This window comes from Actinoplanes sp. NPDC051346 (genome assembly GCF_040682215.1).
In the GTDB taxonomy this organism is placed as follows: Bacteria; Actinomycetota; Actinomycetes; order Mycobacteriales; family Micromonosporaceae; genus Actinoplanes.
This window is the reverse complement of sequence record NZ_JBFBAJ010000004.1, coordinates 422,781-449,059: the sequence shown is the minus strand read 5'-3', so window position 1 is coordinate 449,059 and position 26,279 is coordinate 422,781. Positions and strand designations below refer to the sequence as shown.

Annotated in this window: 28 protein-coding genes, 1 pseudogene and 1 riboswitch; of the genes and pseudogenes, 20 read left to right on the top strand and 9 right to left on the bottom strand. The window is 72.8% G+C overall.

Annotated elements, in window-relative coordinates:
* Positions 1–3 precede the first annotated feature (3 nt).
* Together AB0M36_RS13385 and AB0M36_RS13380 are read left to right on the top strand one after the other, a co-directional pair.
* Entirely contained in the window at positions 4–1,110 is a 1,107-nt protein-coding gene (locus AB0M36_RS13385; RefSeq protein ID WP_364156206.1) for a glutamate-cysteine ligase family protein, read from the top strand.
* A gap of 27 nt (positions 1,111–1,137) precedes the next feature.
* Positions 1,138–2,097, top strand: a complete 960-nt coding sequence (locus tag AB0M36_RS13380) for a DUF6461 domain-containing protein (protein ID WP_364156203.1) — start codon at positions 1,138–1,140, stop codon at positions 2,095–2,097.
* Here AB0M36_RS13380 and AB0M36_RS13375 read toward each other — a convergent pair.
* The 3 genes from AB0M36_RS13375 to AB0M36_RS13365 all read right to left on the bottom strand — a co-directional run bounded on the left by AB0M36_RS13375 (position 2,094) and on the right by AB0M36_RS13365 (position 5,153).
* The gene (locus tag AB0M36_RS13375) at positions 2,094–3,134 is read right to left on the bottom strand and encodes a BMP family ABC transporter substrate-binding protein (RefSeq protein ID WP_364156201.1); all 1,041 of its coding nucleotides are present in this window, start codon (positions 3,132–3,134) and stop codon (positions 2,094–2,096) included. The genes AB0M36_RS13380 and AB0M36_RS13375 overlap by 4 nt on opposite strands.
* Positions 3,135–3,143: 9 nt before the next feature.
* Positions 3,144–4,748: a methyl-accepting chemotaxis protein gene (locus AB0M36_RS13370; protein ID WP_364156198.1), complete on the bottom strand. Its 1,605-nt coding sequence runs from the start codon at positions 4,746–4,748 to the stop codon at positions 3,144–3,146.
* A 168-nt stretch (positions 4,749–4,916) separates the two neighbouring features.
* The gene (locus AB0M36_RS13365) at positions 4,917–5,153 is read right to left on the bottom strand and encodes a chaplin (protein ID WP_364156195.1); all 237 of its coding nucleotides are present in this window, start codon (positions 5,151–5,153) and stop codon (positions 4,917–4,919) included.
* A gap of 117 nt (positions 5,154–5,270) precedes the next feature.
* A riboswitch (SAM riboswitch) is annotated at positions 5,271–5,387 on the top strand.
* A gap of 83 nt (positions 5,388–5,470) precedes the next feature.
* On the opposite strand from AB0M36_RS13365, the gene AB0M36_RS13360 reads away from it, so the two are divergent.
* The 3 genes from AB0M36_RS13360 (at position 5,471) to AB0M36_RS13350 (ending at position 8,645) form a co-directional block, all read left to right on the top strand.
* Positions 5,471–6,667, top strand: a complete 1,197-nt coding sequence (locus tag AB0M36_RS13360; protein ID WP_364156627.1) for an aminotransferase class V-fold PLP-dependent enzyme — start codon at positions 5,471–5,473, stop codon at positions 6,665–6,667.
* A 71-nt stretch (positions 6,668–6,738) separates the two neighbouring features.
* A complete protein-coding gene (locus AB0M36_RS13355; RefSeq protein WP_364156193.1) occupies positions 6,739–8,250 on the top strand; it encodes a serine/threonine-protein kinase in 1,512 nt (503 codons plus the stop codon).
* Positions 8,251–8,312: 62 nt separating this feature from the next.
* Positions 8,313–8,645 (top strand): STAS domain-containing protein, encoded by a 333-nt coding sequence (locus tag AB0M36_RS13350; protein WP_364156191.1) that lies wholly within the window; start codon positions 8,313–8,315, stop codon positions 8,643–8,645.
* Positions 8,646–8,667: 22 nt separating this feature from the next.
* Here AB0M36_RS13350 and AB0M36_RS13345 read toward each other — a convergent pair whose 3' ends face one another.
* Positions 8,668–9,084: a universal stress protein gene (locus tag AB0M36_RS13345; protein WP_364156189.1), complete on the bottom strand. Its 417-nt coding sequence runs from the start codon at positions 9,082–9,084 to the stop codon at positions 8,668–8,670.
* Between the two features lie 113 nt (positions 9,085–9,197).
* Here AB0M36_RS13345 and AB0M36_RS13340 point away from each other — a divergent pair, with 113 nt between their 5' ends.
* Complete coding sequence (locus AB0M36_RS13340; protein ID WP_364156187.1) at positions 9,198–10,562, top strand: APC family permease; 1,365 nt, start codon at positions 9,198–9,200, stop codon at positions 10,560–10,562.
* Here the strand turns inward: AB0M36_RS13340 and AB0M36_RS13335 are convergent.
* Complete coding sequence (locus AB0M36_RS13335) at positions 10,538–11,110, bottom strand: HD domain-containing protein (RefSeq protein ID WP_364156185.1); 573 nt, start codon at positions 11,108–11,110, stop codon at positions 10,538–10,540. The two genes, AB0M36_RS13340 and AB0M36_RS13335, sit on opposite strands and share 25 nt — an antisense overlap.
* 119 nt (positions 11,111–11,229) lie before the next feature.
* On the opposite strand from AB0M36_RS13335, the gene AB0M36_RS13330 reads away from it, so the two are divergent.
* From AB0M36_RS13330 to AB0M36_RS13320, 3 genes are read left to right on the top strand one after another with little or no spacing between them, the layout of a single operon-like run.
* On the top strand, positions 11,230–11,850 hold the full coding sequence (locus AB0M36_RS13330; RefSeq protein WP_364156183.1) for a universal stress protein: 621 nt from the start codon (positions 11,230–11,232) through the stop codon (positions 11,848–11,850).
* Entirely contained in the window at positions 11,847–12,050 is a 204-nt protein-coding gene (locus AB0M36_RS13325) for a DUF1918 domain-containing protein (RefSeq protein ID WP_364156181.1), read from the top strand. Before AB0M36_RS13330 ends, AB0M36_RS13325 begins: the two co-directional genes overlap by 4 nt.
* Positions 12,047–13,168, top strand: coding sequence for a CaiB/BaiF CoA-transferase family protein (locus tag AB0M36_RS13320; protein ID WP_364156178.1), 1,122 nt, complete (start codon positions 12,047–12,049; stop codon positions 13,166–13,168). Before AB0M36_RS13325 ends, AB0M36_RS13320 begins: the two co-directional genes overlap by 4 nt.
* A 67-nt stretch (positions 13,169–13,235) precedes the next feature.
* Here AB0M36_RS13320 and AB0M36_RS13315 read toward each other — a convergent pair whose 3' ends face one another.
* A complete protein-coding gene (locus tag AB0M36_RS13315) occupies positions 13,236–14,663 on the bottom strand; it encodes an amino acid permease (protein WP_364156176.1) in 1,428 nt (475 codons plus the stop codon).
* Positions 14,664–14,922: 259 nt separating this feature from the next.
* On the opposite strand from AB0M36_RS13315, the gene AB0M36_RS13310 reads away from it, so the two are divergent.
* The 6 genes from AB0M36_RS13310 (at position 14,923) to AB0M36_RS13285 (ending at position 18,689) form a co-directional block, all read left to right on the top strand.
* The gene (locus tag AB0M36_RS13310) at positions 14,923–15,807 is read left to right on the top strand and encodes a helix-turn-helix transcriptional regulator (protein ID WP_364156174.1); all 885 of its coding nucleotides are present in this window, start codon (positions 14,923–14,925) and stop codon (positions 15,805–15,807) included.
* Positions 15,808–16,020: 213 nt separating this feature from the next.
* Positions 16,021–16,269 (top strand): hypothetical protein, encoded by a 249-nt coding sequence (locus AB0M36_RS13305; protein ID WP_364156172.1) that lies wholly within the window; start codon positions 16,021–16,023, stop codon positions 16,267–16,269.
* A 65-nt stretch (positions 16,270–16,334) separates the two neighbouring features.
* Complete coding sequence (locus AB0M36_RS13300) at positions 16,335–16,763, top strand: Rrf2 family transcriptional regulator (protein WP_364156169.1); 429 nt, start codon at positions 16,335–16,337, stop codon at positions 16,761–16,763.
* Positions 16,764–16,792: 29 nt separating this feature from the next.
* Positions 16,793–18,001: a globin domain-containing protein gene (locus tag AB0M36_RS13295; protein ID WP_364156166.1), complete on the top strand. Its 1,209-nt coding sequence runs from the start codon at positions 16,793–16,795 to the stop codon at positions 17,999–18,001.
* An 88-nt stretch (positions 18,002–18,089) separates the two neighbouring features.
* Positions 18,090–18,416, top strand: coding sequence for a hypothetical protein (locus AB0M36_RS13290; protein WP_364156164.1), 327 nt, complete (start codon positions 18,090–18,092; stop codon positions 18,414–18,416).
* Positions 18,417–18,446: 30 nt separating this feature from the next.
* Entirely contained in the window at positions 18,447–18,689 is a 243-nt protein-coding gene (locus AB0M36_RS13285) for a hypothetical protein (RefSeq protein ID WP_364156161.1), read from the top strand.
* A 7-nt stretch (positions 18,690–18,696) separates the two neighbouring features.
* On the opposite strand, the gene AB0M36_RS13280 is transcribed toward AB0M36_RS13285, so the two are convergent.
* Positions 18,697–20,301, bottom strand: coding sequence for a diguanylate cyclase (locus AB0M36_RS13280; protein WP_364156158.1), 1,605 nt, complete (start codon positions 20,299–20,301; stop codon positions 18,697–18,699).
* Positions 20,302–20,503: 202 nt separating this feature from the next.
* On the opposite strand from AB0M36_RS13280, the gene AB0M36_RS13275 reads away from it, so the two are divergent.
* Together AB0M36_RS13275 and AB0M36_RS13270 are read left to right on the top strand one after the other, a co-directional pair.
* Positions 20,504–21,193 carry a hypothetical protein gene (locus AB0M36_RS13275; protein WP_364156155.1) on the top strand — a complete coding sequence of 230 codons (690 nt, stop codon included), beginning with the start codon at positions 20,504–20,506 and terminating at the stop codon, positions 21,191–21,193.
* A gap of 145 nt (positions 21,194–21,338) precedes the next feature.
* On the top strand, positions 21,339–23,012 hold the full coding sequence (locus tag AB0M36_RS13270; protein ID WP_364156153.1) for a protein kinase: 1,674 nt from the start codon (positions 21,339–21,341) through the stop codon (positions 23,010–23,012).
* Between the two features lie 17 nt (positions 23,013–23,029).
* On the opposite strand, the gene AB0M36_RS13265 is transcribed toward AB0M36_RS13270, so the two are convergent.
* On the bottom strand, positions 23,030–23,206 hold the full coding sequence (locus AB0M36_RS13265) for a hypothetical protein (protein ID WP_364156642.1): 177 nt from the start codon (positions 23,204–23,206) through the stop codon (positions 23,030–23,032).
* Here AB0M36_RS13265 and AB0M36_RS13260 point away from each other — a divergent pair.
* A pseudogene (locus AB0M36_RS13260) lies at positions 23,189–23,239 on the top strand (hypothetical protein); the annotation flags it as partial. The gene AB0M36_RS13265 and the pseudogene AB0M36_RS13260 sit on opposite strands and share 18 nt — an antisense overlap.
* Positions 23,240–23,382: 143 nt before the next feature.
* Positions 23,383–24,195 carry an amidase family protein gene (locus AB0M36_RS13255; RefSeq protein ID WP_364156624.1) on the top strand — a complete coding sequence of 271 codons (813 nt, stop codon included), beginning with the start codon at positions 23,383–23,385 and terminating at the stop codon, positions 24,193–24,195.
* Here AB0M36_RS13255 and AB0M36_RS13250 read toward each other — a convergent pair.
* Positions 24,176–24,613, bottom strand: a complete 438-nt coding sequence (locus AB0M36_RS13250) for a CBS domain-containing protein (protein ID WP_364156150.1) — start codon at positions 24,611–24,613, stop codon at positions 24,176–24,178. The two genes, AB0M36_RS13255 and AB0M36_RS13250, sit on opposite strands and share 20 nt — an antisense overlap.
* Before the next feature lie 177 nt (positions 24,614–24,790).
* On the opposite strand from AB0M36_RS13250, the gene AB0M36_RS13245 reads away from it, so the two are divergent.
* Entirely contained in the window at positions 24,791–26,209 is a 1,419-nt protein-coding gene (locus tag AB0M36_RS13245; protein ID WP_364156148.1) for a hypothetical protein, read from the top strand.
* Positions 26,210–26,279: the final 70 nt, after the last annotated feature.

The window sequence follows — 26,279 nt, the reverse complement described above, 5'->3', positions numbered from 1 at the left end:
TCTATGGGCGAGGTAGGATACCTGACCATGACGTCGCTCACCGAACGTGCCGCCGAGACACTCATCGCCGACAGCGCGTTCGCGCCCGCGCTGCCGGGCTTCGTCGGCGCGGCCGTGGATCTGCTGGTGTCGCGGCCGGGCCTGCCCGGCTCGCTGACGGGCTCGCTGGTCACCGAGCGTCCGCGCCTGCGGCACGGCTACCTGACCGCCCGCTCGCCCCGGATCGCCGTGGTGAGCGGTCCGCCGTCGCCGGGCATCGACGCGGCGCTCGATCGCCTGACCGACGACCTGGCGTTGCCCCAGCCGCTTTTCGACGGGCACGGCCTGACGGTCCTCGAGCAGGCGTCCGACACTGTGGACCCGGCGGCGCCGGGCGCCTCGCCCGGCTGGGCGACGGCGGGCGTCCGCGTGGCTCTTGAGGCGGGCCTCGACGAGGACGGGCTCCTGGGCCTGCGCCGACGCTGGTTCCTGGCGCACGCGCTGGCGCCGGTGCTGGCGGCCGCCTTCGCCAACTCCCCGCTGCGGCACGGGCGGCCGACCGGCTGGCGCAGCAACCGCCAGGCCCTGCGGCGGCTGCCGCCGTGCACCGCCGATCCCCGGGCCGACTGGGCCGCCCGGGTGATGGACGCGCCGGTGGCCCGCGATTCCCGGACCTTTCGGGAGTGGACGCGCTCCGGTCCGGGTGGCCGCCCGGATCCCGCCGACCTCACCCGCCATCTGCGTACCTTCCGGCCACCGGTCGCCGCCCGCCGGCACCTGGAGATCGACGTGGCCGACCGCCAGCCGGGCGCCGGCTGGCGGATCCCGGTCGCGGTCACCGCCGCGCTGATGGACGACCCGATCGCGGCGGCGCGGGCGCTCGCCGCGACGGAGCCGTTGCGAACCATCCCGGGCCTGTGGGAACGCGCCTCCCGCGATGCCCTCACCGACCCGGCGCTGGCCACCGCCGCGCGATCCTGCTTCGTGGCGGCCTACGAGGGGCTCACCCGGCTGGGCGTCGCGCGCGAGCTGCGCGACGCGGTGGCGACCTTCATCGAGCGCCACGTCATGCGCGGTCGCTGCCCCGCCGACGACGTCCTCGAGCGCGCCACGGCGCCGTACCGGCACTGAACTGGGGCGGCGGCTTAGGCTGCCGGCGTGGATGACCTCGCGTATGCCCGGGCCCGGGCGGCGGAACTCGGCCCGCGGTTCTGCCTGACCTTCGTCAAGGGCGTCGACGAGCGGGCGGCCCTGGGCCGCCTGGGCGCGTACCCGGACACCGTCGCGGAGCGCACCGGCCGGGACCTCGACGGCGCGGCCGCCGCCATCGACCTCGGCCGGTGGAGCGTGGTGATCGAGCCCGGCGGCGCCGAGGGGGCCGACCATGTCCTGCTGGAGGCGGTCTCGCGCGGCACGGAGGCCCTGTCGGTGCTGCACGACGAGGCGGCGTCGCCGCGGTTCACCTACGCGGTGGCCGGCACCACCACGGTGGCGTTCGACCCGGCGTACCCGTCGCCCGAGCTCACCTGGGGCTCCGACCCGGACCTGCTGCGGCACCTGATGCGGGCGATCGGGCTGCGTGAGCCGGACGGCGAGGACGACGAGACCTGGCGCGACGCCGAGGCCAAGGCCATGGTCCTCGCCCAGCGGCTCACCGGCGCGCGGATCCCCGAGGATCCGCTCGGCGTGCCCCGGCTGTCCGCGCGGATCGAGCCTTGGTTCGTCGGCCCGGCCCGCCCCGGCGACCTGCTGCGTCCCGGTCGCCGGTTCGCCGCCGTGTTCGCCGCCGCGGAGGCCGCCGGCGAGGACCGCACGCGGGAGGTGGCGGTCGGCCAGGTACGCCGGCGCGCCACGGCTCTCGGCGTCGCCGACGCACCCGGCCTCGACGCGGCCCTGACGCGGGCGGCACGCGGGGAGGGACAACCGGTCGCGATGGACTCGGCGTTGGGGCGCGAGGTGCGTCGCTGGCTCGACCGGCCCTCGCCCGAGCTGCGGGCGCTGGCGGTGGCACTGCGCGGCGTGCTCGGCCGCGACGCCGGGACAGCGCTGAGGGCCGCCCTCCGGGTCGACGCCGAGAACGTTCAGGACGACGTCATCGCCGCCCTACGCACTACCTAGCTCGTCGGGACCTTCTCCGCGCCGCGCAGGATGCGGAACCGGGCCTTCTCCATGCCGGGGATGTACTTCTTGAGCGCCGGGTTCGAGGTCGCGTACCCGAGGCCGTCGACCTTGAGGTCGTAGCGCCGCACGCCGCCGGACCGGTCGCCCTTGATGAACGCCTGGATCTCCTGGAAGACGCCGTTGTCGACGCGCTTGAGCATCGAGGTCAGGATCCGGTCCTTCACCTTGGCGTCGGCCGTGGCGTACTGGTCGCTGTCGACGCCGATCGCCCACACGCCCTTCGCGGTCGCGACGGCCTCGAACGAGCCCTGGCCCGAACCGCCGGCCGCCGAGTAGATGACGTCCGCGCCGTCGTCGATCATCGCCGCCGCGGCGGCCTTGCCCTTGTCCGGCGAACCGAAGCCGCTGAAGTCCGGCGGCTTGGTCAGGTAGCGCGCCTCGACCCGGATGCCCGAGTCGACGCTCTTCGCGCCGGCGGCATACCCGGCCCCGAACTTGCGGATGACCGGTACGTCCACACCGCCGATGAAGCCCACCCGCCCGCTCTTGGACGCCAGGCCGGCCGCCACGCCGACCAGGAACGAGCCCTGCTCCTCGGAGAAGATCAGCGACATCACGTTCTTCGCCTGCACCGAGTCGTCGTCGATGATGGCGAACAGCCGGTCGGGGTGCTCCGCCGCGACGGCCTTGACGGCACCGGCGTAGAGGAAGCCGACGGCGATGACCGGATTGCTGCCCGCCTGCACGAGCTCGCGCAGCGCCGCCGTACGGCCCGCGTCGTCCTCGGTCTTCGTGGTGACCTCGGTCGCCTCGACGAGCAGTTCCTTCTTCGCCCGGTCGATGCCCTGGCCGGCCGCGTCGTTGAAGCTCTTGTCGCCACGGCCGGCGTGGTCGTACGCGATGCCGACGTGGATCGCCTCCCGGCCGAGTCCGATGAGCTTGGCGTCGGTCTTGTCGGTGACCGGCGCGGCGGTGCAGGCCGACAGCGTCGCGACGGAGGCGGCCAGCAGGGCGGCGGTGATCCTTCTGCGCATCTGCATCCCTCAGTACCGGAACTGCCCGACGGCGTCGCGCAGCGTGGTGGACATGCGGGTCAGCTCGGCCGCGGCCTCGCGGGCGCGGGCCACCTCCGCCGAGGTGACCGACGTCGCGGCGGCCACCGCGCGGATGTTCTCGGCGATGCTGGCCGTGCCGCTCGAGGCGGCCACGGCGCCACGGCTCATCTCGACGGTCGTGGCCGTCTGCTCCTCGACGGCCCCGGCGATGCTGATCTGGTATTCGCTGATGCGGGCGATGACCCCGCCGATGTGCCCGATGGCGACCACCGCCGCCTCGGTGTCGCCCTGGATCGCCTTGACCAGGCCGTCGATCTCCTCGGCGGCCTTGGCGCTCTCCTGCGCCAGATCCTTGACCTCACCGGCCACGACCGCGAAGCCCTTGCCGAGTTCACCGGCGCGGGCCGCCTCGATGGTGGCGTTCAGCGCGAGCAGGTTGGTCTGCTCGGCGATGCTGGTGATCAGCCGTACGGCGTCGCCGATCGCCGAGGACGACGAGCCGAGGTTGGCCACGGTGCCGTTCGCGGTCTCGGCGGCCGCGACCGCCTCGGAAGCGACGTTGGCGGCGTCGGTGGCGTTGCGGGAGATCTCCTGAATGGAGATGCCCATCTCCTCCGAGCCGGAGGCCATCGTGTCCACGTTGCGGTTGACGTCCTCGGCCGCGCCGGCGACCAGGTCCGCCTGCAACGAGGTGTCCCCGACGCTCTTGGAGAAGGCCGCCGAGACGGCGTCCAGGTCGGCGGAGGTGCGGGTGAGCGCGTCGGCCTGCACCGCGACGTCGGAGACGATCGCGCGGACCGAGTCGACCGCCTGCCCGAGCGCGACGGCCATCTGGCCCACCTCGTCGTGCCACTTGCTCTTCGGCGTCTCGGTCAGGTCGCCGTCGGCCACCCGGCGCAGCGCGTCGCGGGCGGCGCCGACCGGGCGCACGATGCTGCGGGTGACGACCCACGCGGAGCCGGCGCCGAGCAGCAGGGCCAGGACGGTGGCGACGCCGATGGCCCACTGGGCCCGCTGGGCCTCCTCGGCGGAAGCCTGCACGGCCGCGACGCTGCGGGCGTCCACCGAGGTGGCGAGCTTCTGCGCGTGGACCATGATCCGGTAGTAGCTGTTGAAGCTGTCGTTGATCGCGATCAGGTCGGCGTTGAACAGCGCCTGCTGGGTGCCCGGCTTGTATGCGGAGACGAGCTTCTCGTTGACCCCGATGTAGGTGTCGAGCTCGCCGCCGACCTGCTCGAACAGCGCCTTCTCGGTGCCGTTGAAGGCGCCCGCGTCCACCTGGGAGAGGAACGTCTTGAAGGTGTCGCGCTCCTGCTGCCAGGCCTTGAAGGCGACCGAGTCGCCGCCGATCGCGCGCCCGGCCCCGAGCCGGTAGATGTCGTTGATGTAACTCGCCTGCCAGCCGTTGAGCGTGGCGGCGTGGGTCTTGATCTCCTCCGCCTGCCGCGTCGCCACCTCGAGCCGCCGGACGTCGTTGGCGGAGCCCCGCTGGGCGACGATCGTGGCGAAGGCCATCGCGGCGACGCCGAGCAGCAGCACGAGTACAGCGGCGAAGGTCCCGAACAACCGGGTGCCGATTGAGAACCGCCGCACGTGGTCATCCCTCCACTTGGGTGGCGGCGTACAGCTGCCGCACTTGATCCCATCGGCATGTGCGCGAAATCACTGAGCCGTAAGCCGATCTTCCGCCGAAGCCGACGCCCGGAGGGGGTGATCCTGCGTGCCACCCCACTTCCGGACGCCGTTGACAGTGCTACGTCGTCAGTCGTCGTTGACGCACGTGGCGCTGGTGCTGGTGATGCCGAGGATGGCGATGCCGTTGCCGCAGAAGTTGATCGGGATGTGCACCGGAATCTCGAGGCTGTTGCCGTTCAGCAGGCCCACATTGGTGTTGCCGTTGTGGTCGTGGCGGTGGCCCGCACTCGCGGGTCCGGCGCTCAGCACGAGCGCCGCGGCGGCCACTCCGGCGCCGACTGCCAGACGTTTGACCAGTTTCATGTCGTACCTTTCGCTCTTTTCCGACAGATGCCAGGACTTACCGTAGTTCCGTTATCACAATCAGTTGCCAAATCGGCCGGAGAACACCCTAGGGGGATGTCTGATACGGTCGGCGGTGGTCATGAGTGCCAGCGACAAGCCCCGGCTCGCTGGCCGGCAACCCTTCCATCCGCGATGGGGTGCCCCGGGTGAGGACCAGGCCGGCGTCGACGACGACGCGGGCAAGCGCGGGTCCCTGCGGGGTCCCCGACCCCGTGGAGGTTTCCGTGATCCTGACCGTGCGGCACGACCTGGACGTCGTCGACCCCAACGCGAACGTGGCGCTGGCCAACGGCGACAGCGTCCGCTTCGCCCACCTCGACTACGCCGCGTCAGCGCCCTGCGTGCGCGCCGCCGAGGACGCCGTCCGGGACCTGATCCCCTGGTACGGCAGCGTGCACCGCGGCACCGGCGTCCGCGCGCGGACCTCGACGCTGGCCTACGAGCGCGCCCGTGACCGGGTGGCCGCGTTCGTCGGGGCCCGACCCGGCGACACCGTCGTCTTCACGCGCAACACCACCGACGCGCTGAACCTGCTCGCCCGCGCCCTGCCGCGGGACACCACCACGATCGTCTTCGACGGCGAGCACCACGCCAACCTCCTGCCCTGGCCGCGGCAGCTGCGGCTGGCCTGCCCGGAGAGCCCGGACGCGGCCGTCGCCGCCGTCGAGAAGGCCCTCGCGACCGTACGGGGCCCCGCGCTGGTCGCGGTGACCGGCGCCAGCAACGTCACCGGGGAGGTCTGGCCGGTGCGCCGCATCGCCGCCGTGGCGCACGCGCACGGCGCCCGGGTGGCCGTCGACGCCGCCCAGCTCGCCCCGCACTCCCCCGTGGGCCTCGCCGACCTCGACGCCGACTATGTGGCGTTCTCGGGCCACAAGCTCTACGCCCCGTTCGGTGCCGGCGTGCTGGCGGGCCGGTCCGACTGGCTGGACGCGGCGCCGCCGTACCTCAGCGGCGGCGGGGCGAGCGCGGTGGTCGGCGACCAGCCGGGCGAGGTGACCTGGGCGACCGGGCCGGCGCGCCACGAGGGCGGCACCCCGAATCTGCTGGGCGCGGCGGCCCTCGGCGCCGTATGCGCGGCGCTCGGTCGCGCCGACCGGGTGGCGCTGCACCAGCGCGAGCAGGAGCTGCTGGCGAGGTTGCGCGCCGGGCTGGCCGAGGTGCCGGGCGTGGTCGAGGTGACCGCGTTCCGCGGGGCCGCGCCACGAGTCGGCATCGTGGCGCTCGCGCTGCCGGGCCGTGATCCTTCGGTCGTGGCCACCCAGCTCGCGGACAAGTTCGGGATCGGCGTCCGCGCCGGGCAGTTCTGCGCCCACCCGCTGACCCGCAGGCTCACCGCCGGGAGCGCGTCCGCGCCCTGCGAGGCCGGCTCCCCGAGCCTGCTGCGGGTGAGTTTCGGCCTCGGCACCTGCGACGACGACATCGACCGGCTGGTGTCCGCCCTCGCGGTGCTGACCGCGGACCGTTCGTAGCGGGACGCACCGCCCGCCGCAACGGTAGGGTGCTCCGGGCGCTGTGCCCCGAGAGGTGGGATGAGGGACTGATGAGCCGGCCGCTGCTACCCGGTGATCCTCGCCGGATCGGCCGCTACCGGCTCCTCGCCCGCCTCGGCCAGGGCGGCATGGGCACGGTCTACCTCGGCGAAACACCCGAGGGACGACCCGTGGCGCTCAAGATGGTCCGCCCGGAGCATGCCGACGACCCCGAATACCGTGGCCGCTTCCGCAGCGAGGTCAACCGCGCCCAGCAGGTGCCCCCGTTCAGCACCGCCGAGGTCCTCGACGCCGACCCCTGCCACGACCCGCCCTATCTGGTCGTCGAATACGTCAACGGCCCCAGCCTGGACACGATCCTCAGGGACCAGGGCCCCCTGACGGGCGCCGCCTTGCAGAGCCTGGCCATCGGCACCGCTACCGCGCTGACCGCCATCCACGGCGCCGGCGTCATCCACCGCGACCTCAAACCCGCGAACGTCCTGCTGCCCCCGGGCGGCATCAAGGTCATCGACTTCGGCATCGCCCGGCCGCAGGAGCTCACCAGCCACCACACGGCCACCGACCAGATGATCGGCACCATCGCCTACATGGCGCCGGAGCGCTTCGAACCGGCGCACCATCACAGCGTCGGCTACCCCGCGGACATCTTCGCGTGGGGTGCCGTCATCGCCCACGCCGCGTCCGGTCGCACTCCCTTCGCCGCGCACACCCCAGCCGCCACCGCCCTGCGGATCCTCACCGAGCCCCCGCTGCTCACCGACCTGCCCTCGGCGCTGCACGACCTGGTCGAGCGGGCCCTGGCCAAGGATCCGGCCGACCGGCCCACCGCCCGCCAGCTGCTCGACGCGCTGCTGGCCGGCCCCGGACCGGTCGTTGAGCCGCCCGTGCCGCCGCCACCGGCCCCGGAGCCGGAGAAGCCGGCGCCCGCCTCTCCCGCCGGCCAAAAGCGCCGAGGAAAGGTCGTCTCCGTGGTGCTGGCGGTGCTCGCCGTCGCCGCGCTGGTCGCCGCCGCCACCCTGACCGACGTCTTCCGCGGGCAGCCGGGGTCGTTGCCGGTGCGGCCGAGCGGCATGGGAACGCCCGCGCCACCCAGCGTCACTCCCAGCACCGACGAGAGCGCCATCTTCGCCGGCAACCGCCGCGCCCTGCTGCACCTGGCCGAGATCGACCGCGACCTGGCCCTGCCGGAAAAGGGTCCGGCGCGGGCGTCCGCCGGCACCGGCGACGACGCCCTGTTCAGCCTCGACCCCGTCGGCGTGGACTACCTGATCAAGTCGGTGGTGCCGGACAAGGACGGCGAGCGGTGCCTCGGCGTCCGGGTCGACCCCGCCGGGCCGGGGTCGCTGACGGCCACCGACTGCGAGGTCACCAAGGCCACGCTGTTCGTCATCACCCCCACCGGCGAGAAGGACGACAAGGGCCGCCCGACGTACTCGCTCTCCAACGCGGAGTACGGCCTGGTGCAGTGGAGCGAGGAGCGTCGGGCCGTCTACGTCGAGCACCCCGACGACTTTCCCGACGATCTCACGGTCAGCTTCGTGGACCGCGGCGCGCTGTGACCCACTGTGACCGGCGCCGGCCCACCGAGCCGGTTCGCCCGAACCCGACTATCCTCGGACAGATGTCCAGGAACACCTTGGTCGCATATGAGCCGGTCACCTCCGACGGACTGCTCGCCGCGGCGCTCGACGGAGACCTCGACCTCGACTGTGCCGACGAGGTGCGCGACAGCCTCGCCTCGGCCGCCCGCGGCACCGGTTGCCGCTATCTGCACGTCGACGTCAGCCGGCTGACCTTCATCGACTCCTATGCCCTGGGCGCGCTCGTCAGCGCCCGCAACTCGGCGGCCGCGGAGGGCGTCACGCTGACGCTGACCAACCCGTCGCAGCCGGTGCGCAAGGCGATCCAGGTGACCGGCCTGGCGGACGTGTTCGGCCTGCCGCCGCTCGCCTGACGGCGCACCCGCCCGCTCCGGGTCAGGACGACTGTGGGTGGGTGACCACCACCACCGGCCGCGACGACCTCTTGATCAGGTCGAGGGGCAGGCTGCCCAGCAGGCGCTCCGCCAGCCTGGGCCGGGTGCTGGAGCCGACCATGATCAGGTCGGCGTCCTGCTCGTCGGCGAAGGCGAGGATGCGCTCGAGCGCGCGCCCGGGCAGCACCGTGCGGGTCGCCTCGACCCCGGCCGCCGTCAGGCGCTCCACCGCCGCCGACGCGGCGTGCTCGGCACGCTCGGTGTAGACGCCGCGCGGCGCGGCCGCCAGCCGCTCGAGCTCCACCTCGTCGACGGCCACCACCGCCACCGTGCCCCCGGTCTGCCGGGCCAGGCCCGCGGCCGCGTCGGCGACCCACGGCTGGTCGGCCTCCGGGTTCGCGGCGAGCACGATACGCATGGCATCGATCCTGCTGCACGGCACGGCCGTGGACAAGGGACACTCGACAGATCCGTCGATGTGTACGAGGCTCGAGCCACCCAGGACACGACCCACGCCGGAGGTACGCGGCCATGGCAGAGGCGGGCACCCCGGAGACGATCACGACCCCCGACCAGCCGGCGCTCAAACGGGTCATCGGCCCCGGCCTGCTGCTGCTCTTCGTGGTCGGCGACATCCTCGGCACCGGCGTGTACGCGCTCACCGGCAAGGTCGCGGCCGAGGTCGGCGGCGCGGTGTGGCTGCCGTTCCTGCTCGCTTTCACGGTGGCCCTGCTGACCGCGTTCAGCTATCTCGAGCTCGTGACCAAGTATCCGCGGGCGGCGGGCGCCGCGCTCTACACGCACAAGGCGTTCGGGATGCACTTCCTGACGTTCATGGTGACCTTCGCCGTGATGTGTTCGGGGCTGACCTCGGCGTCCAGCGCGTCGAAGGCGTTCGCCGGCAACTTCGCGGAGGCCTTCGACGTCTCGCTCGGCGAGGGACTGGGGCTGACCGCCGTCGCGGTCGCGTTCATGACCCTGATCGCCCTGATCAACTTCCGGGGCGTGGGCGAGAGCGTCAAGGTCAACGTCGTCCTGACCCTCGTGGAGCTGACCGGCCTGCTGATCGTCATCGGCATCGGGGCCTGGGCGCTCGGCGGCGGCAACGGCGACCTGTCGCGGCTGGTCGACTTCGACGCGCCCGCCGGCGAGAACGCCGTCCTGTCGGTCACCGCGGCGACCGCCCTGGCGTTCTTCGCCATGGTCGGCTTCGAGGACTCGGTCAACATGGCGGAGGAGACCCGCGACCCGGTCCGGATCTTCCCCAAGGTGATGCTGACCGGGCTCTGCGTCACCGGCGTGATCTACGTGCTCGTGGCGATCTCGGCGGTCGCCCTGGTCACCCCGGCGGACCTGGGCGAGGGAGAGGCGCCGCTGCTCAAGGTCGTGTCCGCGGGCGCGCCGGCGTTCCCCCTGACGGTCTTCGCGTTCATCACCATGTTCGCGGTGGCCAACTCCGCGCTGATCAACATGCTGATGGCCAGCCGCCTGCTCTACGGCATGGCCAACGAGCGGGTGCTGCCGCGCGTGCTGGGCCGCGTGCACCGCTCCCGGCGTACCCCCTGGGTCGGGATCGTCTTCACGACGCTTGTCGCGTTCGCGCTGATCTGGTTCGCCGACCTGGCGGCGCTGGGCGGGACGACGTCGCTGCTGCTGCTCTGCGTCTTCACGATCGTCAACGTCGCGGTGCTGGTGCTGCGGCGCGACCGGGTCGAGCACCGCCATTTCCACGCGCCGACGGCCATCCCGGTGCTCGGCGCGATCGTGTGCGCCTACCTCGCGAGCCCGCTGTCCGGGCGCGCCGGCGGCGACTACCGCGTGGCCGGCGTCCTGCTACTCGTCGGCGTGGTCCTGTGGGCGGGGACGTACGCCTACCACCGCCTCACCGGCGACTGAGCACGCAGGCACCGCTCCACCCGGTCCGCGACCCCCAGCAGGTAGGGGCCGCGCAGGTGGTCGACCCTCGCGTTCCACGAGCCGGGCCCGTGCCGGCGCAGCATCTCCTCGTGCCGGCTCGCGGCGGTGACCCGCTCGCCGCGCGGCCCCACCGTTTGGTCGGCGTAGGTCAGCGCGTCCGACAGCATGCCCTCCTCGTACGGGTACGCCGCGAGCCGCTCCCCCAGGCCCCGCGCCGCGGCGACGAACCGGGCACCGGAGTGGTGGGCGACGCGCGCGGTCACCGCCGCCGGCCAGCCCCGCCCGACGAGATGATCGGCGCCGTCGAGGGGATGGAAGCCGGTGACGACGGTCGGCGCGGCGTACCCGATGTCGTGCAGCCACGCGGCGGCGACGAGGACGTCGGCGTCGACGCCCAGCGCGGGTGCCAGGTCGCCGGCGCGCTCGGCCACACCCCGGGTGTGCCGCCAACGATCGCCCATCGCGCCGAGCAGCGCCTCCGCGAGCTCCCGGGCGGCGGTGGCGAGGACCGGTGTGCGTACCGTCATCGGCGGATCGTCGCCGGTCGAAGTGAACAGTGCGTGTCGTTCCCGTGAGCACAGCCTTAAGTGGACTCGTTCGCCCACCGTGGCCGATACTGTGAGGACGCGAGCACGAGGAGTCAACGATGACCACTGGGCTCTCCGCGGCCGATTCCCGGCCCGGCGACGCGGGCGAGACACCACTCGAGCTGATCCGGGCCGCCAGGCCCGGCGACACCGTCGTCATAGGACCGTCCACCGCGACGGGAACGGCCGTCGTCGCGGCCGTCGAGGATGACGGCAACTGCGGGCAAATCCTGCGATATGCCGCCGCCGAGGCTCGCCGGCGATCGGCTCCGCTGCGGGTCGTGCACGTCTGGGGAGCGCGCGGCGACGCCCGCCCGGGCGCCCGGGGCTGCCCGCGCATGTCCGACGCCGACCGGCTGCTGTCCGCGGTCCTCTACGACCACCTCCCCCCGGAGGTGGCCGCCGAGGCCGAACGGGAGATCCTGCACGACGACGACCCGGTGTGCGCCCTGCGCGCCTTGAGCGCCGCCGCCGCCCTGCTCGTCGTGGCGTCCCGCAGCCGTGCCGCCGGAGCCGCGGATCCCGTCGGCACGACGGCACGCGGCCTGATCGGGACCACGGAATGCCCGCTCGCCGTCGTCATCCCGGCCTCGTTCGCCCCGCCGGTGCCGGCACCACGCACCGGACTCCATCCCGTCCCCGCCCGTCGGGGCCGCGACCACTCGCAGGAGGAACGATGAACGCACACGTCGGCGACCGGCTCGTCCTGGAAGGTATCCACGTCGGCGATCCGCGGCGCGTCGGCGTGATCGTCGAGGTGCCCCATCCGGACGGCACCCCGCCGTACCGGGTGCACTGGCAGGACAGCGGGCACGAGGCCCTGATCTTCCCGGGACCGGAGGCGCGGGTGGAGCCCGGAGCGGGTCACCCGGCGTCGTGAACCCACCCGCTCGGGGACCGCTGGCCGGCGTCCGGGTGGTCGAACTGGCCAGCCTGGCGCCGGCCCCGTTCGGGTGCATGGTGCTCGCCGACCTCGGCGCCGACGTGGTGCGCGTCGACCGGCCCGGCCCCCGTGCCGCGACGCCGGCGCCACCCAGCGGCGGTCCGCTGCAACGCAACCGCCGGGTCACCGCGCTCGACCTGAAGTCGCCGGCGGGAGTCGCCGATCTGCTGCGGCTGGCCGGGCGCGCCGACGTGCTCGTCGAGGCGTACCGGCCGGGCGTCGCCGAGCGCCTGGGCTTCGGCCCCGACGTCTGCCTGCGGCACAATCCCCGCCTGGTGTACGCCCGGATAACCGGCTGGGGCCAGGACGGCCCGCTGGCGCACCGGGCCGGGCACGACATCGACTACATCGCGCTGTCCGGCGCCCTGGAGCCGCTGGGCCGGGCCGGCCAGCCCCCGCACGCCCCGATGAACCTGCTCGGCGACTTCGCCGGCGGCGGGATGCTGCTGGCGGTCGGGGTGCTCGCCGCCCTGCTCGAACGGGAACGCTCGGGCGCGGGCCAGGTCGTGGACGCCGCGATGGTGGACGGTTCGGCCCTGCTCACGGCGTTCCTGCACGGTCTGGTCGGCGCCGGGCAGTGGCGCGGGCCGCGCGGCACCAACATGCTGGACGGCGGGTCGCCCTGCTACGACACGTACGCCACCGCCGACGGCCACTACATGGCGGTGGGCGCGCTCGAACCGGCCTTCTACGCGCAACTGCTCGCCGGCCTCGGCCTCGAGGGCGACGACACCCTGCCGGACCGCGACGATCCGGCGAGGCGCGACGACCTGCGGCGGCGTTTCGCGGACCGGTTCGCGCAACGCACCCGGGCCGAGTGGACCAAGGTCTTCGCCGACCTGGACGCGTGCGTCGCGCCGGTGCTGTCTCCCGCCGAGGCGCCCGATCATCCGCACAATGTCGCTCGCGGCACCTTCGTGGACGTCGGCGCCGAGGTGCATCCTGCGCCGGCGCCGCGCTTCGGCCGGACGCCCGCCGCACCGCCGCGCCCGGCCCCGGATCCGGTCCGGGACCGCGTCGAGGTGGCGGCCGTGCTCGACGACTGGTCCCGCTGACGACCACGGCGGAGCCACGCCGCGGTGGCCACGGCCACCGCGGCGCTTCCGCGGCCGGAGGCCGCGTCTACCGTGGCGCGTCGGACCTGTTCAGCTTCGAGTGCCGGCGGCTGTAGGCCAGGTAGACGACCAGGCCCAGCGCGAACCAGATCCCGAAGCGCAGCCACGTGACGGGGGCGAGGAAGGTGATCAGCCAGAGCGAGAAGATCACGCCGACCGCCGGGATCACCGGCATCAGGGGCAGCCGGAAGGTCCGGGGCAGCTCCGGACGCCGGTAGCGCAGCACGATCACCGCGACGCAGACCACGACGAAGGCGAGCAGGATGCCGATGTTCGTGAGCTCGGCCGCCTCGCGGATGGGCAGGAAGCCCGCGATGACGGCGGAGGCCACGCCGACGATCCACGTCACCCGGCTCGGCACCCGACGCACCGGGTGCAGGCGGGCGAACCAGGCGGGGAGCAGGCCGTCGCGGCTCATCGCGTACCAGACGCGGGTCACGCCCAGCATGAAGGTGAACATGACGGTGAGGATGCCGACGATCGCGCCGACCGCGATGACGTCGGCCAGGCCGGAGAGGCCGACGGCGGCGAAGGCCGAGGCGAAGCCGCTCTCCGGGTCGATCTCGCGGTAGTTCTGCATGCCGGTCAGCACGAGCGTCGCCGCGACGTACAGCACCATGGAGAACACCAGCGAGTAGATGATCGCCTTGGGCAGGTGGCGGCGGGCGTCGCGCGACTCCTCGGCGGCAGTACTCATGGCGTCGTAGCCGAAGACGGCGAAGAAGACGGTGGCCGCGCCGGTGATCGCCCCGCTCACGCCGAAGGGGAAGAACGGCTGGTAGTTGCTCGTACGGATATAGAAGACGCCGACGGCGACGACCAGCAGGACCACCGCGACCTTGAGCGCCACCACGGCCGTCTCGAACCGGGCGGCCGTCCGGATCCCCCGGTTCAGCAGGTACGCGATCAGCAGGCACAGCACCATCGCGAACAGGTCGACGACGTGCCCGTCCCCGGTGCCGGGCGCGCCCAGCATCCAGGCCGGCAGGCCGACGCCGAGCTCGGCCATGAGGAACGAGAAGTAGCCGGAGATGCCGATCGCCACCACCGAGACGATGGCCGTGTACTCCAGCAGCAGGTCCCAGCCGATGAACCAGCCCACGATCTCGCCCAGCACGACGTAGCCGTACGTGTAGGCGGATCCGGCCTTGGGGATCATGCCGGCGAACTCCGCGTAGGACAGTGCCGCGGCGGCGCTGGCGACCCCGGCCAGCAGAAAGGAGATCAGGACGGCCGGGCCGGCCGTCTGGTTCGCGACCGCACCGGCGAGCGCGAAGATGCCGGCGCCGATGATGCCGCCCACGCCGATCGCGGTGAGCTGCCACAGCCCCAGGGAGCGGGACAGGTCGGTCTCCCGCTCGTCGGTGACGTCCTCGACCGGCTTGCGCCGGAACATCCCCGTTCCGCGGCCGAACCCTTGCGGTGTCGCCGTCATGGTCACGCTCCCTGCAGGACGCCACGGCAGCCGCCGACCGGGCCGCCTCTGCCATCGATCTATCACTTAATCGGGCCGAGCGCATCTATGAATATGAATGTCCTGGTGGCGGCGGCCGGGTGAACGGGATGAAGCCGCGACGGCGCACCCCTATGATCGTGCAGGTGACTGCGCATCGTCCGGTGAAGCTGCACGTTTGGATGCACGTGCATCTGGTTATCACCACCGAGGAGACCGACGGCCGATCGAGGTGAAGCGGATGACCACACTCGGCGGAGACGGGGGTACCGGCCCCGTGGCGCTACGTATCCGCCTGGGCGCTGAACTTCGCCGCCTGCGCAAACGCCGCGACATCACCCGGGAGGCCGCGGGCTGGGAGATCCGCGCCTCCGAGTCGAAGATCAGCCGGATGGAACTGGGCCGGGTGCCGTTCAAGGAACGCGACGTCGCCGACCTGCTCGCCTTCTACGGCGTTCCGGAGCATGAGCGCGACGACCTGCTGGCACTCGCCCGGCGGGCCAGCGCGCCCGGCTGGTGGCAGGAGTTCGCCGACGTCGCGCCGCCCTGGTTCCTGTCGTACCTCGGCCTGGAGGAGGCCGCGGCGCTGATCCGGTCCTACGAGGTCCACTTCGTCCCGGGCCTGCTGCAGACGGCCGACTACGCCCGTACGGTGATCACCCGCGGACACACCGCCGCCTCCCCCACCGAGATAGACCGGCGGGTGGCCCTGCGGCTGGGCCGCCAGCGGGTGCTCCATCGGACGAACCCGCCGCAGCTCTGGACGGTGCTGGACGAGGCCGTGCTGCGCCGCCACGTCGGCGGCCTGGCGGTCATGCGCGGCCAGCTCGAGGCGCTGATCAAGGCGGCGGACCTGCCGAACGTCCGCATCCAGGTGGCACCGATGCGGTCGGCCTCGCACGCGTCCGCCGGGCTGCCCTTCGCGATCCTGCGGTTCGCCGAGCCCGAGCTCTCCGACATCGTCTACATCGAACAGCTCACCAGCGCGCTCTACCTCGACAAGCCCCATGACGTGGACCATTACGCCCAGACCATGGACCGCGCCTGCGTGGAGGCCGAACCGCCCGATCGCACGCCCGCCCTCGTACGCGCCATCCTCGACGAGATCGGCGACCCGGGGCGCTGATCATCCGCGGGGGTGTCCTCCGATCGGTGCATGACGCACATCCGAACCTTCCGTTTCCGACTCATTGTGCATATGCACGTGCAGGAGTACTTGCATCGGCGTGCGCATATGGCCATGCTTGGCGCGTGCCCCCTCAGGCGCCGTCGCCGGTGATCGGTGACGCCGGCGAGCAGGCCGTCCCGGCGACGGGCACGGTGACTCCAGGAGCGGCGGATGGACAGGAATCGCGGCCCGGCGGGCCCGGTCAGCCTCTTCCCCGAATCGGACTACCGGTTCGGAGCGGGCCCCCTGCGGATGCGGGTCGAACGCATCGACTGGAACCGGCCGGTGCATTACGACAACGACAACTGGTACGAGGTGGACGGGATCGAGGTCACCTCCGACGGACGCGAGATCGGCCGCCGCCAGGCCCTCGTCCGTGGTCGCAGCCTCGCGACGCTGCCCCGCAACAGCCGTCCATGATCGACCATCGTGATCCCGGCCATAAAACAGGACTTTGAGACTCTCTTTTCCGTAGGGTCCTTCCCGTGCGACTCAACCGCTCCACGGACATCGGCCTACGGATCCTCATGCTGGGGGCGACCCGCGACGACCGGCTCACCATCGACGAGCTGGCCGACGCCCTGGCCGTGCCCCGCCACCACCTCGCCAAGGTGGTGCAGCGGCTCCAGCACCTCGGGCTCCTCGAGACCGTGCGAGGCCGCAGCGGCGGCGTCCGCCTCGCCGCCACCGCCGCGGAGTCCTCGCTCGGCGGCATAGTCCGCGCCCTCGAGGGCGCGAGCGAGGTCGTGGACTGCGACGGCGAACCGGCCTGCCCGCTCAGCGGCGGCTGCCGGCTCCGCGGAGCGTTGCGCCGCGCGCAGGAGGCGTTCTACACCAGCCTCGACCCGATCACGGTCGGCGACCTCGCCGCGCCCCCGGCCCGCCAGGTGCTGCTGAGCCTCGGCCGCCGCTGACCCGCAAACCCCCCTTCGAGGAGGACTTCATGCTGTCCGCAACCAGCGCCCCGGTGATCGAGGCGACCCTGCCGGTGGTCGCCGACCACCTGCCGGCGATCTCCGACGCGTTCTACGCGACGATGCTCGGCGAGAACCCCGACCTGCTCGACCTGTTCAGCCGCAGCGCGCAGGCCACCGGCGAGCAGCGCTCCGCGCTGGCCGGTGCGGTGGCCGCCTTCGCCGCGCACCTGACCGGCGCCGAGCCGGCGGCCATCGACCACGTGGTCGAGCGGATCGCCCACCGGCACTGCGCCCTCGGCGTCCGCCCCGAGCAGTACACGATGGTCGGTCGCTACCTGATGGGCGCGATCCGCGACGTGCTGGGCGACGCCGTGACCCCGCGGGTCGCCGCCGCGTGGGACGAGGTCTACTGGCTGTTCGCCGCCCGCCTGATCGGCCGCGAGGCCCGCCTGTTCGCGCAGGCGGGGGCGGGCGACGGCGATCCGTGGCTCGAGACCACCGTGGTCAGCAAGGTGACCGAGGCCCATGACACGGTGTCCTTCGTGCTCACCCCGGTCGGCGGCGGCCCGGCCCCGGCCTTCCGCCCCGGCCAGTACGTCACCGTCGCCGTCGACCTGCCCGGCAACGGTCGCCAGCTCCGGCAGTACTCGCTGTCGCAGGCCCCCACCGGCGGCACGCTGCGCGTCACCGTACGCCGGGTGCGTGGCACCGGGGACGCGCCGGACGGTGTGGTCTCCGGCTTCCTGCACGACCGGGTCCGGCCCGGCGACACGCTGCGGCTGAGCCGACCGTACGGCGACCTCACCCTGCGCGACGACGACACGCCCCTGGTGCTGATCAGCGCGGGAGTGGGCATCACGCCGATGGCGGCGATGCTCGACCACGTCGCCCGGACCCGCCCCAGCCGCGACGTCACGGTCGCGCACGCTGATCGCGGCCCCGACCGGCACCCCCTTCTCGCGGAGATCACCAGCCACGGCTCCCGGCTGCGCAGCTTCCGCCACCTCGTCTGGTACGAGCGGCCGGCCGGCGCCGCGCACGCGTACACCGGGTTCCTCGACCCCGACCTGATCCCGCTGGCGCCTCGGGCCGAGGTGTACCTGTGCGGGCCCGTACCGTTCATGCGGCTGGTGCGCGCCGGCCTGCACCGCCGGGGCGTGAGCGACGACCGGATCCGCTACGAGGTGTTCGGCTCGGAGCAGTGGCAGCCGGCCCGGGTCGCCGTCTCCGCCTGACCCATCCCCTCACTCCAACTTTGGATAGGGCCTCCGGTCGGTCCCGGGCCGGATGGCAGCGGCGTCGGACGTCCGTACGGTGAAACCCGTGAGCAGGACGCAGGACATTCGCCGTGGACATCTCGTGGCCGCCGCCCTCATGGCCGGCGCCGCCGGGCTGGCCCTGTACGCGGTCGGCTGGTGGATCGTCGGCTGGGAGCCGCGTTACGACTGGGACCGCCTCACCGATCCCAACTGGTGGACCGGCGGCCTGGTGCGCGCCGCGGCCTTCCTGGGCTTCTCCAAGTTCGGCTTCAAGGCGGCCCTCCTGCTGGTCCTCGGGTCGGTCGCGGCGATCTCCTGGTTGCGCACGCGCAGGCGTACCCGGAAAGAATCGGATGCCGCCTCGGTCTCGGAACCGGAGGGTTCGCACTGACCCGCGCTCCGCGCCTTGAATACTGGAATCATGACAACCGGTCGAGCGCCCGCGCCGATGAGAAAGTGTCCCCGGTGCGGGCACCCGACCCGCGCGGATCGCATGGTCAAGGGCTTCGGCCGCGACTGCGCCACGCAGCTGGGCCTCGTCGGCAGGACGGTGGACACCGGCCACTCCGGGCCGGACCTGCTGGACCTGCTCGACGTCGACCCGCACGGCGAGCAGGGCGCCGACCGCTGCGACGGCTGGGACCGTCCGGCCGACCGGGGGTAGGACGGGCTCAGCCCGCCGACGACAACGTCGACTCGGCGCTCGCCAGCTCCAGCCGGTTGCGACCGTTACGCTTCGCCCGGTAGAGGGCCTCGTCGGCCGACGCCAGTAGCGTCGACGGCGTCCCGGCGCCGGTGAATCCGGTCAGGCCCGCGCTGAACGTCACCGGGACGAAGGTGTCGCCGGCGCGTACGGGCGTGGTCGCGAGCCGTTCCCGCAGGCTCTCGACGCGGGCACGCGCCACCGCCGGATCGGCGTCGAAGAGCACCAGCACGAACTCCTCGCCGCCGTGGCGGCAGGCGATGTCGTCGTGGCCCATCTCGTCGCTGAGCATCCCGGCCACGTGGTTGAGCACCTCGTCGCCGACGGCATGGCCGTAGGTGTCGTTGACCCGCTTGAAGTGGTCGATGTCGATCAGAGCCACGGTGAAGGCCCGGCTGCCGAGAGAGACCTCGCGGTGCAGCGCCGTCATCAGGTACCGACGGTTGTGCAGGCCGGTGAGCGTGTCGCGGACAGCCTGCTCGGCGAGGTCGGCGCGGAGCAACTCGATGGTGTGCAACTGCCCACGCAACTGCTCGTTCGCGTGCTCCAGCGCCAGCCGTTGCCGGTTCGCCTCCGTCGTGTCCCGCGCCACCAGCGTCCAGCCCAGATGCCCGCCCCGCCCGTCGTCGAGGACGCTGACCCGCACGTTGAGATCGATGCCGCGGTGGTGGGCGTCGACGATGTCGTGTTCCGCACCGGCGTCGGTGAGCACGAGCTGGCCCAGCAGCGACGCCACCGGCATCCCGACGAGGACCTCGGGCAGCTCCGGCACCAGCCGCCGGGCCAGGCGCTCCGCGGCCGGGTTGTGGTCCAGGATCCGGCCGGAGAGGTCGACCACGGTGACGGCGTCGTCGATGGTGTCGAGGATCCGCTGGTGGGCGACCGGCACCAGGTCGGCGAAGAACCGCCGGGCCAGGCCCCACAGCAGTAGGGCGGCGGAGAAGGCGAAGACCGCGACCGTCACGTCCACCATCGGCACGGGCGACAGGTTCACTGCGGCATTGACCAGCGCCGGCGGCACCACGACCGCCAGCACGAGCCCCAGCACACGCCGGTGCGCCGGCGACGCCTGCCGCCGGGCGGCGATCAAGCGACCGATCGAGACCACGATCAGGACGTTCGAATAGACGGCGTGCAGAGTGAAGAGGAGCCCGAAGCCGGGAACCGCCAGACCCCCCAGCCCGGGCCGGACCTCCGCCAGGACGAACTGGTGATGCCACCCGTTCGTCGCGACGGCGATCAGGACCAGCGCCGGCTCGACGGCGAGCAGCGCCACGGTGCGGCGCGGCAGACGCCAGCCTCGGTCGACCACGGACCGGCACAGGCAGAAGACGCCCGCGATGATCGCGCAGACGGCGGGGAAGATCGCGGCCTTGGCCACCACCGTGCCGGCGGGATCGTCGGCGAGGACGCCGCACAGGTCGGCTACCGCCCAGACGACGGTGCTGGCGCCGATGAGCACGAGGGCCCGGATCGCCGCGTTGGCGGACCGCCGGCGCCAGCTCTCGACCGTCACCGCGGCCGCGACCAGCGCGGAGACGGCGAAGAGAAGGACCAGGGCCTGTCTCCACATCGCCGGCACCACCTCCCTCGCTAGCCGGGCACCGTGATCCGCCGATCGGCCGCGCCACCACGGGCGTGAGGACCTTGGCGCGGCCGCACCCGACTCGCTCCCGGCCCTGACGTCGCCGCCGGGATGCTCTGGTCCCGACGTACCGGCGGGCGGAGAATGCGTCTGAGGGCCGCCGCGGGACAGGCCCCCGGGAGGAGTGGCGATGAGCCACCACGCGACGGCCACGGCCGCCCAGCGCACCGACCTGCTGCACCGCATGCTCCTGGTCCGGCGCCTGGAGGAGCACCGCGCGATCCGGACCGGCGACGAGGCCGTCGCCGTCGGCCTGCTCAGCGCCCTCGGCCCCCAGGACGCCCTCGTCGCGGCCGGACACGGCGGCGCCTGGCGCGCGGTCGGCGCCGCGGCCCAGCTCTTCGGCGGAGATGTCACGGCGGCGCACAACCCCGCCGAGGCGTGGGAGACCGCGCGGGCCATGGCCCGCGGCGGCCGGCGGCGCATCGTCGCGGTCTGCGCCCCGGGACCCGGCCCCCTGGCCGGAGTGTTCGCCGGCCTCTCCGCCGGCCCGGTCCCGGCGGCGGCCTGCCTACCGGTGCTCTTCTGCCGGGGCGACCGGCTCGAGACACCCGACTGCTCGCCGATCGCGACGGTCCTGTCCGTCGCCGGCGACGACGTGGAAGCCGTCGCCGGCGCGGTGACCACCGAGATCAGCACGCTGCGGGTGGCCGCCGGTCCCTGCCTGCTGGGGGTGCGCACACCCCGGCCGGGCCACGATCCCGTCGCCCTGCTCGCCGCACGGATGCACACCGACCACCAGCTCGACGACAACGCGCTGCGAGCCATCGACCGGGACGCCGCGGCCCAGGTCGAGGCGGTGCTCCGCCGGCACCGTTGAGGTCGCTCTGCGTAATGCCAAAAACGCTGCTGGTGGTAGCCGCTGGCCCTGGCCGAGAACTGCCCGCCGGGCCGGGGCGCGCGCGGCGGAAATCGGGGTATGGTGCCTGGTCGCGTGCCGTGCCGGGTGGGGGTGAGAAGTCGAAATGGCCATGCCGTTGCTGCCCGGAGACACCCGACAGATCGGCCGCTACCGCCTCCTCGCCCGCCTCGGCCAGGGCGGCATGGGCACCGTCTACCTCGGCGAAACACCCGAGGGACGACCCGTCGCCCTCAAGATGGTCCGCCCGGAACACGCCCACGACCCCGAATACCGAGGCCGCTTCCGCAGCGAGGTCAACCGCGCCCAACAGGTACCCCCGTTCAGCACCGCCGAAGTTCTCGACGCCGACCCCGACCACGACCCGCCCTACCTGGTCGTCGAATACGTCAACGGCCCCAGCCTGCACACCATCCTGCAAGACCAGGGCCCCCTCACCGGCGCCGCCCTGCACACCCTCGCCATCGGCACCGCCACCGCGCTCACCGCCATCCACGGCGCCGGCGTCATCCACCGCGACCTCAAACCCGCCAACGTCCTGCTGCCCCCCGGCGGCATCAAGGTCATCGACTTCGGCATCGCCCGCCCCCAGGAACTCACCAGCCACCACACGGCCACCCACCACATGGTCGGCACCATCGCCTACATGGCGCCGGAGCGCTTCGAACCGGCACACGCCCACCTCGCCGGCACTCCGGCCGACATCTTCGCGTGGGGTGTCCTGATCGCCCACGCCGCCACCGGCCGCACCCCGTTCGCCGGCGACACCCCGCCGGCGACCGCCATGCGCATTCTCACCCGCCAGCCCGACCTCGACGGCGTCACCGGTCCGCTGCGTGATCTCGTCGAGCGCGCCCTGGCCAAGGACCCCGCCGACCGGCCCACCGCCCGCCAACTGCTCGACGCCCTGGTCGACGGCGGCCCGGTCGTGGTGCACCCACAGCCGGATCCGCAGGTCGCCCCCACGCCATCGGACCCGCCGGCGAGCCCGGGCCGGTCCCGCCGGCTACGCCGGGCCTCGGCCCCGTCGCCGGCCTCGACTCTCCCAGCCGCGGACCTCCCGGTCTCGGCCCCGTCCTCGCATCCCGCGGTGGCCTCGAGCCCGTCCCGCCCGCACCGGGCCGTCGCGGCGGCCGCGGTGCTCGTCCTGCTGGGCGCGGCGGGTTTCGCCGGGAAGTACCTCACGGACGACAGTTCCCCCACCGACCTCGCCTCGGGCACATCTGTCGCCGCGTCGCCCACGACCTCGCCGTCCGCCTCGGTCCCGCCGTCCCCGCGGCGTCCCTCGCGGGTCCAGGGCTTCTTCGCCGGCGGCCGGCGCGCGGTCATCCACTTCGCCGAGCTGGACGAGAACATGTACCTCTATCCCAACGGCGGCGAGGCGGAGACCACCGGCACCGCCCTGGGTGCCGGCGGCGAGGACGACGAGACGCTGTTCGCGCTCGAACCGTTCGGGGTCGACTACCAGATCAAATGGCTCTCGGAGGACTACCCCGACCACTGCCTGGGCGTACGGATCAACCCCGGCGTCAACGCCATCCTGGTCACGGCGCCGTGCCACCAGACCGACGCGACGGTGTTCGAGATCAGCGCCACCGGCAAGAAGGACGACGCCGGCCGCCCGACGTACTACATCTACAGCAACGCGTACGGTGCTGTGGAATGGTCCGAGGAGGACCAGCGGATCATCCTCCAGGAGGTCGGAGACGCCACGATCTGGACGACCTTCGCCTTCCTCGACCGAGGCCCGCTGGTCAAAGGTACGGGCCCAGCGGGGTGAGGCCCGCTCCGGCCACATCAGAGCACGGAACTGTTGACGACAATCCGCTCGATCATGCGCATCAGCCGCTCACTGCTGTTGTCGATGCTGCCGTTCTGGGTGCTGACCTGGGCCCCTTCCTTCCGCACACCGCGGGTGGATCCAGCGGTGGAGCGGCAGCCGCGGTCGCCGCCGGCATGGTGCCGCTCGCGCACGCCACCGACGCCGCCGGGTCACTGCGCATCCCGGCCGCCTACAACGGCCTATTCGGAATGAAGCCCACGCGGGGACGGATCTCCTCGGGGCCGGACTTCGACAGGTCTTCAACGGGCTGGGTGTGCAGGGCTGTGTCAGCCGCACCGTGCGGGACAGCGCGGTGCTGCTCGACTAGATCAGCGGCCCGGAGCCGGGCGACCCCTACTTCGCTGAACAGCCGCCCCGCCCGTACGCGCAAGAAATCACCCGCCATCCCGGCTCGCTGCGGATCGGCGTCCTCACCCACGCCTGGGGTGGGCGCCGCACCACCGCGCCGGTGGCCGACGCCGTCTCCCACACCGCCCGGATGCTCGAGTCCCTCGGCCACCGGGTCGAGGAGGCCGACGTCGACCTCGGACTCGACTGGGAACAGTTCGTTCTGGCCAACACCCACCTGTGGACGGCGAACCTCACGGCGACGATCGACGAGCTCGCCGCCGCCCTCGGCCGGCCCAAGGACGCCTCGACCCTCGAACCGGTGACCCTCGCCCGCTACCACTACGGGCAACGCGTCAGCGGCACCCAGCTCGTCACCGCCCTGGCGGCCCGCAACCGGGTCGCCCGCGGCCTGCCAAGGGTCTTCGAAACGTACGATGCGCTGCTCACCCCGACCACCCCGGAGCTCCCCCCGCCCGCGGGCGAGCTCGCCGAGGGCGCCGACGAGTTGGACGGCCTCGGCTGGATCCGGCGCGTCCTCGACCGCTCGCCGTTCACCACCGCCTTCAACGTGGCAGGCACTCCCGCCATGACGGTGCCGTCGCCGTGGACACCGGGACGGGATTGCCGATCGGCATGCAGTTCGCCGCCGGGTACGCGCACGAGGGACGCCTGTTCCGCCTCGCCGCCCGGGTGGAGCACGCCAGCCCCTGGTCGAGCCGAACCCCCGCGGTGTGGGCGGGAGCCCACGCGGAGCCCCTCGGCGCCAACCGTCAGACGCGCTCGCCGGTGATGTAGCCGCTGAGCGCGGTGGTCTGCACCTCCAGCTCGGTGATCCGCTTCTTCACCACGTCGCCGATGCTGACGATGCCGGCCAACCGCCCGCCGGAGACGACCGGCACGTGCCGGAAGCGATGCTCGGTCATGAGCCGCTCCACGTCGGCCACATCGGCCTCGGGCTCGACCGTGTGAACCTGGGCCGTGTAGATCGACGAGACGGACTCGGCGAGCACGGCGGCGCCCCGGGCGGCGAGCTGCCGGACGATGTCACGCTCACTGACAATGCCCTCGACGCCGACACCGTCGGCGGACACGACCGCGGCGCCGATCCGGTGCTCGGCGAGGGTGGCGAGTAAGTCCTGGACGGTGAGGTCAGGGGTCACGGTGACGACCCCGTCGCCCTTGTCACGCAGTATGTCGCTGATGCGCATATGTCCTCCCGGTTCTGCGGAAATTCCGTCCCTACCCACCACCCTAGAGCGCCAGATCCCTCCTGGCCGAGGTCTTCACCGCCGAAGATCGGAAAAGACCGATCCCGGGCGACCGGTGACGCCACCGCGCTCCGGCGCTAAGTTGCTTGCGGTGAGTCGCACCCCCCAGGAGGCCGGATGAGCCGGGACAGCGGGTCGAGGACCGTCACGACAAGGTTCGTCTGGCTGCCGCACGGATCCGCCGCCGGATGGTTGTTGCTGCACCGTACGGTGACCGACCACGGCACCGGCGCCACCACCGACGAGTTCTGGCGGTCCGAGCGGATCTCCCCCGGTGCCGTCGCCTCCGGCGCGTTCCAGGACTCCGGCCCGGAATGGCACCGGATCGTCACGGGCGAGCCCGTACCGTTCCTGCTCTGGCCGTTCTTCCTGGCCGCCGTCACCGACCGGGAACTGCCCGCGGTGCGCGAGCAGCTCGTCCGCTCGCCGGTCCGCCCGATCGCCGACATCAGCGCCGAGGTGCGTGGAGCGCCCGACCGACCCGAAGTGACCACGCCGAAGGTCGTGCTCGCCAACGACCCGTTCGGGCCGGAACCGGGCGACCTCGACCTCGGCGACGGCTGGGACGTGACACCCCTGGACCACGACGGCCGGCGCGAGGACCTCCTGGCGGCCGTACAGGGACGAATCCGACACGCCCGAATCCCCACGGCCGACCACGGCGACGCGACGGTGTGGATCAACCGCTTCCTGGTCCGTGGCGCTGACTCGCCCGACCGCTCATCGCCCGGTCCTGGCTCGCCTGACCGCTCCTTGCCCGGCGCTGGCTCGCCTGACCGCTCCTCGCCCGGCGCTGGCTCGCCCGACCGCTCCTCGCCCGGCGCTGGCTCGCCCGACCGCTCCTCGCCCGGCGCTGACTCGCCTGACCACTCCTCGCCCGGCGCTGACTCGCCCGACCGCTCCTTGGTTTCCGGGCCGGCCGTTGGCGGCCCCGCGTCGGCGAGCCTTGACGAGGTGCTCGCCCGCGAGCCTGTGCGGCGTGCCATCGCCGGCCTTCTCGGCGCGGCCGGCGACGAGTCGGCGCGTCGTGCGCTGGTGGCCGAGTTCCAAGAGAATGGTTGGACGCTGGTCGCGGATCCACTGCGGCTCAGCGCGGACGAGCCCGCCGCCGGGTTCCTCGGCCGACTCGTCTTCTTCTGCCAGGAGGGCAGCACCGTCCACCGCATCGCCACGATGCCCGCGTGCGCGGAGACGCTCCGGCGGCGGGATGGCCTGGCGGACACCCTGGCCCGCCAGCTCTGCCCACTCAACCCGGCAGCCCACGATCCCGCACCGACACCCGAGTCACTCTGGGAGGCGCTGCGGACGCTTCCCGCCGAATGGGACATGGCGCATCCAGGCATACCCGGGCTGGCGCCGCCGGCCTGGGACGAGATCACCACGGTGACCAGCGACGATGGCGTATCCGACGCCGGGGACCCGCCGCGCCGGCCCGTCGAGATCAGCCACGTCGAACTGGTCGACAGCAACGGCCGGCACAGCTGGCGCATCGACCTCTCGGCCCCAGTCCGGCCACGCACCGACGCCGACCGCTAGCGGCACCGCCGCGTTCGTCGTCCTCACCCACGACGGTGCCGATCTTCACCGGGGCGTGCCTGTTCGCGGC